At 53.9% G+C, this 11445-nt stretch carries 10 protein-coding genes; 8 read left to right on the top strand and 2 right to left on the bottom strand.

Features of this window, described 5'->3' with window-relative positions; all coding sequences use genetic code 11:
* Positions 1–100 precede the first annotated feature (100 nt).
* A complete protein-coding gene (locus PsAD37_RS20425) occupies positions 101–514 on the top strand; it encodes a serine hydrolase (RefSeq protein ID WP_275078340.1) in 414 nt (137 codons plus the stop codon).
* 59 nt (positions 515–573) lie between these two features.
* On the opposite strand, the gene PsAD37_RS20420 is transcribed toward PsAD37_RS20425, so the two are convergent.
* Positions 574–2088 (bottom strand): alkaline phosphatase family protein, encoded by a 1515-nt coding sequence (locus tag PsAD37_RS20420; RefSeq protein WP_063297703.1) that lies wholly within the window; start codon positions 2086–2088, stop codon positions 574–576.
* Between the two features lie 214 nt (positions 2089–2302).
* Here PsAD37_RS20420 and PsAD37_RS20415 point away from each other — a divergent pair, with 214 nt between their 5' ends.
* The 7 genes from PsAD37_RS20415 to PsAD37_RS20385 all read left to right on the top strand — a co-directional run bounded on the left by PsAD37_RS20415 (position 2303) and on the right by PsAD37_RS20385 (position 10561).
* The gene (locus tag PsAD37_RS20415) at positions 2303–3076 is read left to right on the top strand and encodes a DeoR/GlpR family DNA-binding transcription regulator (protein WP_063297702.1); all 774 of its coding nucleotides are present in this window, start codon (positions 2303–2305) and stop codon (positions 3074–3076) included.
* Between the two features lie 230 nt (positions 3077–3306).
* Complete coding sequence (locus PsAD37_RS20410) at positions 3307–4128, top strand: EamA family transporter (protein WP_063297701.1); 822 nt, start codon at positions 3307–3309, stop codon at positions 4126–4128.
* A 205-nt stretch (positions 4129–4333) separates the two neighbouring features.
* The gene (locus tag PsAD37_RS20405) at positions 4334–5230 is read left to right on the top strand and encodes a LysR family transcriptional regulator (RefSeq protein WP_057463682.1); all 897 of its coding nucleotides are present in this window, start codon (positions 4334–4336) and stop codon (positions 5228–5230) included.
* 104 nt (positions 5231–5334) lie between these two features.
* On the top strand, positions 5335–5811 hold the full coding sequence (locus PsAD37_RS20400; RefSeq protein ID WP_063297700.1) for a formate dehydrogenase subunit gamma: 477 nt from the start codon (positions 5335–5337) through the stop codon (positions 5809–5811).
* Positions 5811–7367, top strand: coding sequence for an NADH-quinone oxidoreductase subunit NuoF (locus PsAD37_RS20395; protein WP_063297699.1), 1557 nt, complete (start codon positions 5811–5813; stop codon positions 7365–7367). The genes PsAD37_RS20400 and PsAD37_RS20395 overlap by 1 nt, the downstream gene beginning before the upstream one ends.
* 4 nt (positions 7368–7371) lie before the next feature.
* Complete coding sequence (fdhF, locus tag PsAD37_RS20390) at positions 7372–10242, top strand: formate dehydrogenase subunit alpha (protein WP_063289341.1); 2871 nt, start codon at positions 7372–7374, stop codon at positions 10240–10242.
* 100 nt (positions 10243–10342) lie between these two features.
* Positions 10343–10561 carry a formate dehydrogenase subunit delta gene (locus PsAD37_RS20385; protein ID WP_057463687.1) on the top strand — a complete coding sequence of 73 codons (219 nt, stop codon included), beginning with the start codon at positions 10343–10345 and terminating at the stop codon, positions 10559–10561.
* Positions 10562–10639: 78 nt separating this feature from the next.
* Here PsAD37_RS20385 and PsAD37_RS20380 read toward each other — a convergent pair whose 3' ends face one another.
* Complete coding sequence (locus PsAD37_RS20380) at positions 10640–11437, bottom strand: enoyl-CoA hydratase-related protein (RefSeq protein ID WP_063297698.1); 798 nt, start codon at positions 11435–11437, stop codon at positions 10640–10642.
* Positions 11438–11445 lie beyond the last annotated feature (8 nt).

Raw genomic sequence — 11445 nt, 5'->3', positions numbered from 1 at the left:
GCCCCATCAGAACTTCAACCTGCCGTAACTTCACAACAATATCTTCAGGTTTGGGGCGCTTGATAGCCATCTATGGTCCTCCGGTTTCCTAACTATAGGCGTGGACCACTTCAAAGGGGGAGGCTCACGGAATGAGCCAGCTATGAACGAAGCCAAGCGCGGAGATCCCCGTGATACTACTTCGCCTTCTGCTGTGCTCAAGACATTGGACAGGTTGCTGTTTGAGGATGTGTTGCTTCCGTCTTCCCGCGCACAGCTGCAGCAGTGGATGGTGGATGACAAGGTTGCGGATGAGTTGATCCGAAAGCACTTGCCGAAGGGCTGGCGCATTGCAGACAAGAGCGGTGGAGGTCAGAATGGTTCGCGCGGGATTATCAGTGTTATTTGGCCGGACACTGGCGCGCCTTATCTTGCCGCGGTTTATATGATGGGTAGTGATGCGAGTTTTAGGCAGCGCAATGCGGTGATCGCTGAGATTGGTAAGGCGATAATTGAGGAGATCAAACAGCGCTGATGAGCTGTTTGTCTGTATGTGGTGAGAAACGGGGCATTTGGTGATGCCCCGTTTTGGGGTCAGTGCTTCGGGCCGTCTGTTGTGATCATCCAGTTGGACAGGGTCTTGTCCATGTTCTTCATACGGTGGCGGAGGAGTTCACGGGTCATACGGGCCAGTGTTTGAGCATGCTCTGGCTTTTGAGCGAGATTTTCCATTTCACCTTGGTCTTGTGCGTCAAACAGCATGGGGGGCAGATCAGCTGCAAATTCCACAAGTGTGAAACGCTCATCGCGTAAGATGCTTAGACAGGAGTTGTCTAGTTTCGTTCCAAGCTGTTGCTGCCAGAGTGTTGGCTGCAGTGGATCTGCGAAGTCCAGCTCAGACATGGAGACAGTGCGCCAGTCCTCAGGTGTTTCGCCTTTAAGGAACGGGAGGAGGGACTTGCCGTCCACAGAGCTTGGGACTTCCTGCCCGACCCATTCCAGAATGGTTGGCATAATATCGATGGACTCTGTGACCTGTGAGACCTGCGTTCCGCACTCTCCCTCTGGCATGCGGATGATGAGAGGGGTGTGGTAGGCCGCATCATAAACGGTCATTTTCCCCCAACTGTGACAGTCGCCGAGCATCTCGCCATGGTCAGCTGTGATCACCACCATGGTATCATCGTACTGTCCTGTGTCTTTCAGAAACTGCACAACACGGCCTACATGGTGATCGACTTCTGTAGCCAGCCCCAAATAGATAGCGCGCAGGGTGCGGATGTTTTCGTCGGTTGGTTCCAGATCCGGGAAGCCTTCAACAAAGCTGGCTGCGCTGTTGTTCTGCATCACTGGAGCGAAAAACGGATGTTGGGCTTGCTCGTCTTCCATGCTTTGCAGTCGCTCTGGGAGCGGCAGGCTTTGCGGGTCGTACATGTCGTTATATGGGGCAGGGGCGACGAGCGGAGGGTGAGGACGAATGTAAGTGAGGTGGGCGAACCAGTTTTGCTGGCTGTAGGCTGGCATGGTCTTCAGGAAGGCGTCTGTCAAAAATGCCGTGTCGCTGTCTTCAGCTGCATAAAGCGCGGGATCGTTGAGGCGTGGGGCTTTGCCTTCCGGTGAGACGGGCTTGTAAACGTCCCAGTACTTCTCAAATTTATATCCCTGGTTCATGAGATGAGACTGCCATGGATAGGACATATCCATGCGCATCTCCGTTATCTCATGGAAGCCATTCATTGGGTATTCGTAGGTTCTGACTGCCGGATCATTCGGGTGGAATGCACGGGGATCCTGTGAGGTGTCCGTGTATCCAAACAGCATGGGCAGATAGCCCGCTTTGCGCATTTGCGTTGCGATGTTGGGCGTGTCGTGCCGCAGCGGTGTGCCGTTGCGCACGGAGCGATGGTTCATGGCGTATTGCCCTGTCAGCAGTGACGCTCTGGACGGGCCGCAGGGATTGGTGACGGAGAAGTGGCGTGTAAAGGTGACGCTGTCTTCCATGAACGCGCGCAGGTTTGGCAGGTTTACGTGTTTGCCAAGTTCACCGAACACACAATCCGCGCGCAGCTGGTCGATGATGATAAAAAGCACATTGCGTTTGTTTTGCATGTTCCTGATCCCCCAAAGCCACAGGTGTGGCGCAGTCCGACAGACCGCTACTCCGGCAATATGAAAGAGAGATGTAACTGTGGTCGTTTGCCAGCAAATAATCCACAGCTACACACAAATTCCAACATAAATCGACATATGTGTTGGAATTTGACTGTAATTGTGGAGTAAGGCAGTCACAGAACGTGATAATCCGCGCAAACGTGAGGGGCAGATGTCTCATAGCCACCGCGAACTGGAACTGCTGGAAGTTTTGAAACGACTTGGCGGATCGGCACGCAATGCTGATCTGGCTAAGGCATTGGATGTTTCTGAAGAAACTGTGCGCCGGACGGTGAAGTCTTTGTCGATTACTTCAGGCCTTGAGCGAGTGCGCGGCGGGGCCTATCTGGCGAGCTCGCAAAACGATCCAAGCTTCTTTCGCCGTATTTCACAGCGGACCAATGAGAAACGGCTGATCGCCGCTGTTGTGTGTGATGTGGTTGAAGATGGCATGACCGTTTATCTGGATGTCGGCTCAACCACGGCATATGTGGCGGAAGATCTGAGATTGCGTAGGAACCTGACGGTGGTCACAAACTCCATTGGTGTTGCGCAGACACTGGTGAATGTGAATGGCAACCGCGTGCATTTGCTTGGTGGTGAAATGCAGGTCAATGACCGGGGAACCTTTGGTCACGACACCTATTGTCAGGTACAGCGGTTCGCGCTTGATATGGCCATCTTCAGCCTTGATGCGGTCTCTGCCAGCAAGGGGTTTCTCTATCAAAGTAGTGTTGAATCCCAACTGAGTGCTGCCATTGCAGAAAAAGCGGATCGGGTGCTGGTTGCGTTTGATCATGGCAAGCTGAGTGAGACAGCGCCGTATGTAGGACCGGACCCACGACAGGTGGATTATGTGGTGACCGACAGCCCACTTGAAGAACCGTTTGTGACTGCCTTTGCAGATTGGAGCATTCAAAGCTTCATAGCCTCCCGAAAAAGCTGAGTTGAAACAAGACTACCCGCCTGTGATCTGCTTAAAGCTGCACAGGCAACCAGATGCAGAAATCGAAAACCTTCGAAATTACAGCATTTTAAAAGATAGATAAAACAAGATGGAAGCCGGTTTTCTGGTGTTGCGAGGTCAGTCGCAGATTGGATGATGGAGCTTTACAAAAGCTGCCGGGCGGGCTTCCACACTACGAATGGTTTTGATTGATGAGCCTATCCATCATAATGATAATCCTTGCAGCAGCACTGCTGCATGCGATCTGGAATGCGATTGTTAAAACAGCAGGTGACCGCACACTCACCCTCGGACTTGTGGCGTTTGGTCATGTGATCCCGGCGGGGGTCATGATCATGATCCTGCCTTTGCCCGCACCTGAGAGTTTTGGCTACGTGGCGCTCTCCACCTGCATTCACTTTGTCTACTACTACACGCTGGGGCAGGCGTACCGTCATGGGGACCTGAGCGTGGTCTATCCCATCGCACGCGGTATTGTCCCGGCTCTGGTTTCCTTGTGGGCCATGCTGTTTGTGGGCGAAGTGCTGCCGTTTTGGGCGTGGTTTGGCATTGGCTTGATCGGGTTTGGTATTCAGATGTCCAGCTGGTCTGCCTTGCGGCAAGGTGTTGGCGGCGCGGCGCTTGGGTTTGCGGTTGCCACGGGTGTTTGTATCTCCGCTTACTCGCTGGTTGACGGTGTTGGTGTCCGGCTTTCTGGCAACACGCTGAGTTACTGGGCGTGGGGTGCGTTTTTGCAGGTCTTTATTGCGGCTTTCATTGGTGTGCGACGGTGGTCTGTTTTACCAGGTCTTTCCAAGAGAACATGGGCACTGGGCCTGACCGGCGGTCTGGTTTCCATGATTGCTTATGGTTTGGTGCTTTACGCCAAAAACTTTGCACCGCTGGGCGCTGTCTCAGCCTTGCGCGAAACCTCCGTCATCTTTGCCGCCTTAATCGGTTTTATTGTCCTGGGTGAGGGCAACTGGGCGCGCCGCATGCTGGCCGCCATATTCATGGTCGCTGGTGTAAGCTTCATTGGTATGAACGTCTGATTGCAGAGTTTATCCAAACAGCGCCGTGTTCTTGACGTTCCGCGTTATCGTTCTTGTTCTGAATATGCTAGTTCATTTCAGAGCTAAGAAAAAACATCTAAGGGATTGCTTGTAGGAGGATATGAGCGATCCCGCGTGGTATTGGCCTGACAAGGCTGGTGCCTGCTGATGGATGATGTTGCGGGAACGTTTGCGAGGATAACCCATGATCGATAAGCTGGAGATGTTTATTGCGTTGGCGCGTGAGAAGCATTTTGGGAAGGCGGCGGACGAGTGTGGTGTGACGCAACCGACGCTTTCGGCCAACATCAAGCATCTTGAAGAACAGCTTGGCGCTCTGCTGGTTCTGCGTGGCTCGCGTTTTCAGGGACTGACCCCTGAAGGGGAGCGGGTGCTGGAATGGGCCCGCAAGCTTGTGGCTGATACGCGGACCATGAAGCAGGAGCTGAAGGCGGTCAGTGATGGTCAATCGGGTACGTTGCGGATTGCCTCCATCCCCACAGCTCTGACGTATGTTCCAGAACTCACCACATGCTTTAGCGAGGAAAACCCGGGCGTTGATTTTGCGGTGTTCTCGCGTCCGTCCTCTGAGATACTGGCGCAGCTGGAAAATCTGGAAATTGATGTGGGGCTGACCTATCTGGACAACGAGCCTTTGGGGCGGGTTTTGCAAATACCTCTTTATCGGGAGCGCTATTGCTTTGTTGTGGCTGAAGGTGGACCGCTTTCTGGCCGCGAGCATGCGACACTGGAAGATGTGAGCAGGGTTCCGCTGTGCTTGCTGACCAGCGACATGCAATGCCGGCGTATCATCAACAATATCCTGCATGATGTTGATGTGGTGGCAAAGCCTGTACTGCAGTCAGATTCCATCATGTGCCTGCTGGCGCATGTGCGTACCGGGCGGTGGGGGACGATTATCCCGCAGGCCGTGGCGCAGACAATTGCCTCCGATCATCTGGAGATCATCCCGATCTCTGATCCTTATGCCAGTATTATGGTTGGATTGATTGCGACGCAGCGGGAACCTCGTGCGCCGCTTTTGGACATTTTTTTGAAGAGAATTACTAGAATTTCGCAGGGCAAAGAGCTCTCTACGTGAATTCCTTGATAGGGATGTGCAATCGCCCAACGGATATATCATATTGATTGCCTGCGACATATTGTGCCAATTCGATGCATTGACGTGCGAGGAGGGAGGATTTTATGGCCTTGCAGACGCAATCGCAGGATATAGAAAAAGAAACGGCCGCGATTATTGATGTCCACGAACATCAGGAAGGGCCGCTCCTGCCAATCCTGCACGATGTGCAGGGGAAGTTTGGTTACGTTCCCGAGGATGCGCTTTTAAAGATCGCAGATCGGTTGAACCTGAGCCGTGCTGAAGTGCATGGCACTATGAGTTTTTACCCCGACTTTCGTACAGAACCTGCCGGACGCCACGTGTTGAAGGTTTGTCGTGCAGAAGCCTGCCAGTCGATGGGTGGTGAAAAGCTTGCGGACGACATTCAAAGAGATCTTGGGATCAAGTGGCATGAAACTACCCCTGACGGGAAGGTGACGCTGGAGCCGGTCTATTGCCTTGGCCTGTGCTCGTGTGCACCAGCTGCCATGATGGATGGCAACCTGCATGGTCGCCTTGATGAAGATGCTGTACTGAAGCTTGTTGAGGAGGTGAAGTGATGGGTGCTGTCCTTTATGTTTCTTGCGATGCTGCTGCTTTGGCGGTTGGCGCTGACCGCGTAGCTGAGACACTTGTTGACGAATTGCGCGCTCGTGATGTTGAGGCGACAATTGTCCGCAACGGATCTCGCGGGATGCACTGGCTGGAGCCGCTGGTTGAGATTGAAACCGAGCAGGGCCGGATAGCCTATGGTCCGGTGAAGCCATCTGATGTGGCAGGACTGCTGGATGCGGGCCTGCTGGATGGTGGTGACCATCCTTTGTGTCATGGCTTGACTGAAGAGATACCTTATCTAAAGCGACAGACGCGTTTGACGTTCTCCCGCTGTGGCATCACTGACCCGCTTTCCCTTGAACATTACGAGATGCATCACGGTTTTCTTGGCCTGAAGCGTGTGCTTGAAATGACGCCCGCGGAAATTGTGCAGGATGTGACCGACAGTGGTCTACGTGGCCGCGGTGGCGCTGGTTTTCCGACGGGTATCAAATGGAACACTGTGCTGAAGGCGCAAGGTGCGCAGAAGTATATCGTTTGTAATGCCGATGAAGGGGACAGTGGTACGTTCTCTGACCGGATGATTATGGAGGGCGACCCCTTCGTTCTCATCGAAGGCATGACCATTGCGGGTATCGCGGTGGGCGCGACCAAGGGGTACATCTACAGCCGCTCTGAATACCCGCATGCGGTTGCGATTATGCAAGACGCGATCAAGATTGCACGCAAAGCCGGTATTCTTGGAACTTCCGTGATGGGTTCTGATCACGCATTCGATATGGAAGTGCGAGAAGGGGCTGGGGCTTATGTATGTGGTGAGGAAACCTCACTGCTCAACAGCCTTGAAGGCAAACGCGGTATTGTGCGGGCCAAACCTCCGCTTCCTGCGATTGAGGGCCTGTTTGGCTGCCCGACTGTGGTCAACAATGTGATGTCGCTGGCGTCTGTGCCGATCATCATGGATCGCGGTGCGCGGTTTTACCGAGATTATGGTGTTGGCTACTCCCACGGGACTATTCCGATCCAGCTGACTGGCAATATCAAGAACAGCGGGTTGTTTGAGACGGCGTTCGGTCTGACACTCAACGAGCTGATTTACGATATCGGCGGCGGCACCTTGAGTGGTCGTCCGGTGAAGGCTGTTCAGGTTGGTGGACCGCTGGGTGCATATTTCCCGCCATCTTTGTTTGACACGATCTTTGATTATGAGGCGTTTATTGAGCGTAATGGCATGATTGGTCATGCGGGGATCGTGGTGTTTGACGATACGGTCGATATGCTCAAGCAGGCACGCTTTGCCATGGAGTTCTGCGCCATTGAGAGCTGTGGCAAGTGTACGCCGTGCCGTATTGGGTCTGTGCGCGGTGTGGAAGTGCTGGACCGGATTGCCGAAGGGGATCAGCCAGAGCAGCAAGTGGAGTTGCTCACTGACCTTTGCGATACGATGAAAATGGGCTCGCTGTGTGCTCTTGGCGGGTTTGCACCTTATCCTGTGATGAGTTCTCTGACGCATTTTCCGCAGGATTTTCATGTAAAGCCATTAACAGACGCGGCGGAGTGAACCCATGACCCTGATTAAAGAAACAGACTTTGGTACTCCTCAATCGACCGCTGAAAAAACTGTCACTATCACCGTTGATGGTTTTGATGTGAGCGTACCAGAGGGCACCTCTGTGATGCGGGCTTCCATGGAAGCTGGTATTCAGGTTCCCAAATTGTGCGCGACGGATATGGTTGATGCCTTTGGCTCCTGCCGTCTGTGTTTGGTGGAAATTGAAGGACGCCGCGGAACGCCTGCCTCCTGTACCACGCTGGTGGAAGAGGGGATGCAGGTTCGCACCCAGACAGATCGTCTTAAAGGCCTTCGTCGTGGTGTGATGGAGCTTTACATCTCTGATCACCCGCTGGACTGTTTAACCTGCGCTGCCAATGGTGACTGTGAGCTGCAGGACATGGCCGGAGCGGTTGGTCTGCGCGATGTGCGTTATGGCGCTGATGCGCAGAACCACTTTAAAATGCGTGATGGCGGCGGTGAGGTGAATGCCTGCTGGAAGCCAAAGGATGAGAGCAATCCATACTTCACCTATGATCCAGCCAAATGCATTGTCTGCTCGCGCTGTGTGCGGGCCTGTGAGGAAGTGCAAGGTACTTTTGCGCTGACCATTACCGGGCGCGGCTTTGACTCTCGCGTGACTGCCGGGATGTCTGAGAGTTTCCTCGATTCTGAGTGTGTGTCCTGCGGAGCCTGTGTTCAGGCATGTCCGACAGGGACGCTTCAGGAAAAATCTGTGATTGATATCGGACAGCCGGAACGTTCTGTTGTTACGACCTGCGCTTATTGCGGTGTTGGTTGTTCCTTCAAGGCTGAGATGCGCGGTGATGAGCTGGTGCGTATGGTGCCGTATAAAGACGGCAAAGCGAACCGTGGTCATTCCTGCGTGAAAGGCCGCTTTGCATACGGATATGCTGCGCATCAGGATCGTATCCTCAACCCGATGGTTCGTGAGAGCGTTGATCTGCCATGGCGTGAAGTGTCCTGGGATGAAGCCCTGAGCTTTGCGGCGAACAAGATGAAGGGCATTCAGCAGCAGTACGGCAAAGAGTCTGTTGGTGTGATCACGTCCTCTCGCTGTACCAATGAAGAGACTTTCCTCGTTCAGAAGCTGACACGAGCCGTGTTTGAGAACAACAACACGGATACCTGCGCACGCGTATGTCATTCACCAACCGGTTATGGCCTTGGTCAGACGTTTGGCACCTCTGCGGGGACGCAGGACTTTGACAGTGTTGAGCATTCTGATGTGGTGCTGGTCATCGGGGCGAACCCGACAGACGGGCATCCGGTGTTTGGTTCTCGTCTGAAGAAGCGGTTGCGTCAGGGTGCGAAGCTGATCGTGATTGATCCGCGCCGGACTGATCTGGTGAAGTCTCCGCATATCAAGGCCTCGCATCATCTGGCGCTGCGTCCGGGAACGAACGTTGCCATTGTGACTGCGATGGCGCATGTGATCGTGACTGAGGGCTTGTTCGATGAGGCTTTCATTCGTGAACGCTGTGATATGGATGAGTTTCAGGATTACGTTGAGTTCGTCTCTGATCCGGCCAACAGCCCAGAAGCTGCTGAGTTGCTGACAGGTGTTCCTGCTGAGGAAGTGCGCGGGGCGGCACGGCTTTATGCGCGTGGTGGTAATGGTGCGATCTACTATGGACTTGGCGTGACGGAACACAGTCAGGGGTCCACGACTGTTATCGGCATCGCCAACCTTGCCATGCTGACTGGTAACATCGGCAAGAAAGGCGTTGGTGTTAACCCACTGCGTGGTCAGAACAATGTGCAGGGCTCCTGTGATATGGGGTCATTCCCGCATGAGCTGCCGGGCTATCGCCATGTGAAGAACGCTGATGCGCGTGATATTTATGAGCAGATCTGGGGTGTGACCATCTCCGACGAGCCGGGTTTGCGTATTCCGAACATGCTGGATGCAGCTGTTGAGGGAACGTTCAAAGGCATCTACGTGCAAGGTGAGGACATCTTGCAGTCTGATCCTGATACGAAGCACGTTGCTGCTGGTCTTGCTGCCATGGAATGTGTGATCGTTCATGACCTGTTTTTGAATGAGACCGCGAACTATGCACATGTGTTTTTGCCTGGTTCTACCTTCCTTGAAAAGGATGGCACCTTCACCAATGCTGAGCGGCGTATCAACCGCGTGCGCAAAGTGATGGCGCCGCGCAATGGCTATGCGGATTGGGAAGTGACCCAGTTGCTTGCAAATGCCATGGGTGCGAACTGGACCTATACGCATCCTTCTCAGATTATGGAGGAGATTGCGGCAACCACTCCAAGCTTTGCCAATGTGACCTACGACCTTCTGGAAGAGCAGGGTTCTGTTCAGTGGCCATGTAATGAGGAAATGCCGGAAGGCACGCCAACCATGCATTTGGACGGGTTCGTTCGTGGTAAGGGCCGTTTCATTCGTACCGATTATGTTGCGACGGATGAGAAGACCGGACCACGCTTCCCGCTGCTTTTGACCACTGGCCGTATTCTGAGCCAATACAATGTTGGTGCCCAGACACGGCGTACAGACAATGTGGTTTGGCATGAGGAAGATGTGCTGGAGATCCATCCGCACGATGCAGAAGTGCGCGGCATTAAAGATGGTGACTGGCTCAAGCTTATGAGCCGTTCTGGCGAAACCAGCTTGCGGGCAAATGTGACGGATCGTGTTTCAACGGGTGTTGTTTACACCACGTTCCACCACCCAGCGACACAGGCAAACGTGGTGACGACCGACTATTCTGATTGGGCGACGAACTGCCCGGAATACAAGGTGACTGCGGTTCAGGTTTCTCTTTCCAACGGTCAGACAGACTGGCAGGAAGAGTATCAGGAACATGCTGCTCGGTCGCGCCGGATTGAAGCTGCGGAATAAGTGCATTGACGCTGGGCGGCATGAGCTTTTCTGACTTGAGAGAGGCTTGTGCTGTCTGGTTCACTGGAACTGAGAATTCAAAAGGGAGGAGAGCTCGGGTATGGCACCAGAAAAGCTCACCTACATGGCAAACCAGATTGCCGGTTTCTTCAAGCATAAGCCGCATGAAGAGGCGGTTGCAGGTATTGCCGATCACATCAACGATTTTTGGGAGCCGCGCATGCGGCTGCAACTGTTTGACATTGTGAAGGATGGCGGAGAGGGGCTTAATCCGCTGGTTTTGGAAGCAGAACCATCCATTCGCAGGCCTGCGAAGTAACGCATTTCTTGTTTCTTGAATGAGCGCTGTACGCTGCCGGGTATCCGCCAGCATGCAGCGCTCTTCTTGTTTTAGTGCCTATTTCATCTTTTCCATGAAGGCGAGCACAGCTTCCAGATGTTCCGGCTCATTGTGGCTAATGCCCTGAAAGCACGCGGACAGGTCGAGGAAGTCTTTTAGCTCAGTACGCTGGGCCATCTTCAGCAAGCGTTTGGTGAGGCGCGTGGCCTTTGGGGGCTGAGAAGCGAACTGCTGAGCCATCTTGCTGGCTTCTGCCATAAGCTCGTCTGGCTCGTACACATCCAACACAAGGCCGTATTCCTTGGCTTGCTGGGCGTTGATAACACATCCCGACAGGGTAAGCTCTGCTGCGCGCTGGTAGCCGATCAAGCGCTGCATGAACCATGCGCCGCCATCGCCGGGGATGATGCCAAGGTTCAGGAAGGTCTCACCAAACTTGGCTTTGGTGGAGGCCAGGCGGATGTCGCACATGTTGGCAAGGTCAAAGCCCGCTCCGATGGCAGGACCATTGACGGCTGCAATGATCGGCACTTCCACATTTTGCAGGGCGAGAGGAATGCGCTGGATGCCGCGTCTGTAGTGGTTCTCCACCTCAGCCACATTGCCAGCAAAGTCGCCGCCACGTTCTGCCATGTCTTTGATGTTTCCACCTGAGGAGAAGGCTGAGCCTGCGCCTGTCAGAAGTAGAACTGAGACATCAGGGCAGATGTTGACCCATTCCGCCGTTGTCACAATGTCGTCAATCAGCGCAGAGCCAGTGAGGGCGTTGCGCAGGTCATGACGGTTCATGGTGAGTGTGGCAACGCGGTTTTCAAGCGTAAGCGTTGCATCCGTGAGCTTTGGCAGATCTGTCATGGCGTGTT

This window comes from Pseudovibrio sp. Ad37 (assembly GCF_001623075.1).
Classification (GTDB): domain Bacteria; phylum Pseudomonadota; class Alphaproteobacteria; order Rhizobiales; family Stappiaceae; genus Pseudovibrio.
This window is presented reverse-complemented; position numbering and strand designations above follow the sequence as displayed.

Bases quoted from the DNA above. Each gene is read 5' to 3' on its own strand.
- PsAD37_RS20405 (WP_057463682.1), top strand. From the start codon at position 4,334: ATGATCGATAAGCTGGAGATGTTTATTGCGTTGGCGCGTGAGAAGCAT.
- fdhF (WP_063289341.1), top strand. From the start codon at position 7,372: ATGACCCTGATTAAAGAAACAGACTTTGGTACTCCTCAATCGACCGCT.
- PsAD37_RS20395 (WP_063297699.1), top strand. From the start codon at position 5,811: ATGGGTGCTGTCCTTTATGTTTCTTGCGATGCTGCTGCTTTGGCGGTT.
- PsAD37_RS20400 (WP_063297700.1), top strand. From the start codon at position 5,335: ATGGCCTTGCAGACGCAATCGCAGGATATAGAAAAAGAAACGGCCGCG.
- PsAD37_RS20380 (WP_063297698.1), bottom strand. From the start codon at position 11,437: ATGACAGATCTGCCAAAGCTCACGGATGCAACGCTTACGCTTGAAAAC.
- PsAD37_RS20415 (WP_063297702.1), top strand. From the start codon at position 2,303: ATGTCTCATAGCCACCGCGAACTGGAACTGCTGGAAGTTTTGAAACGA.
- PsAD37_RS20420 (WP_063297703.1), bottom strand. From the start codon at position 2,088: ATGCAAAACAAACGCAATGTGCTTTTTATCATCATCGACCAGCTGCGC.
- PsAD37_RS20385 (WP_057463687.1), top strand. From the start codon at position 10,343: ATGGCACCAGAAAAGCTCACCTACATGGCAAACCAGATTGCCGGTTTC.
- PsAD37_RS20410 (WP_063297701.1), top strand. From the start codon at position 3,307: ATGATAATCCTTGCAGCAGCACTGCTGCATGCGATCTGGAATGCGATT.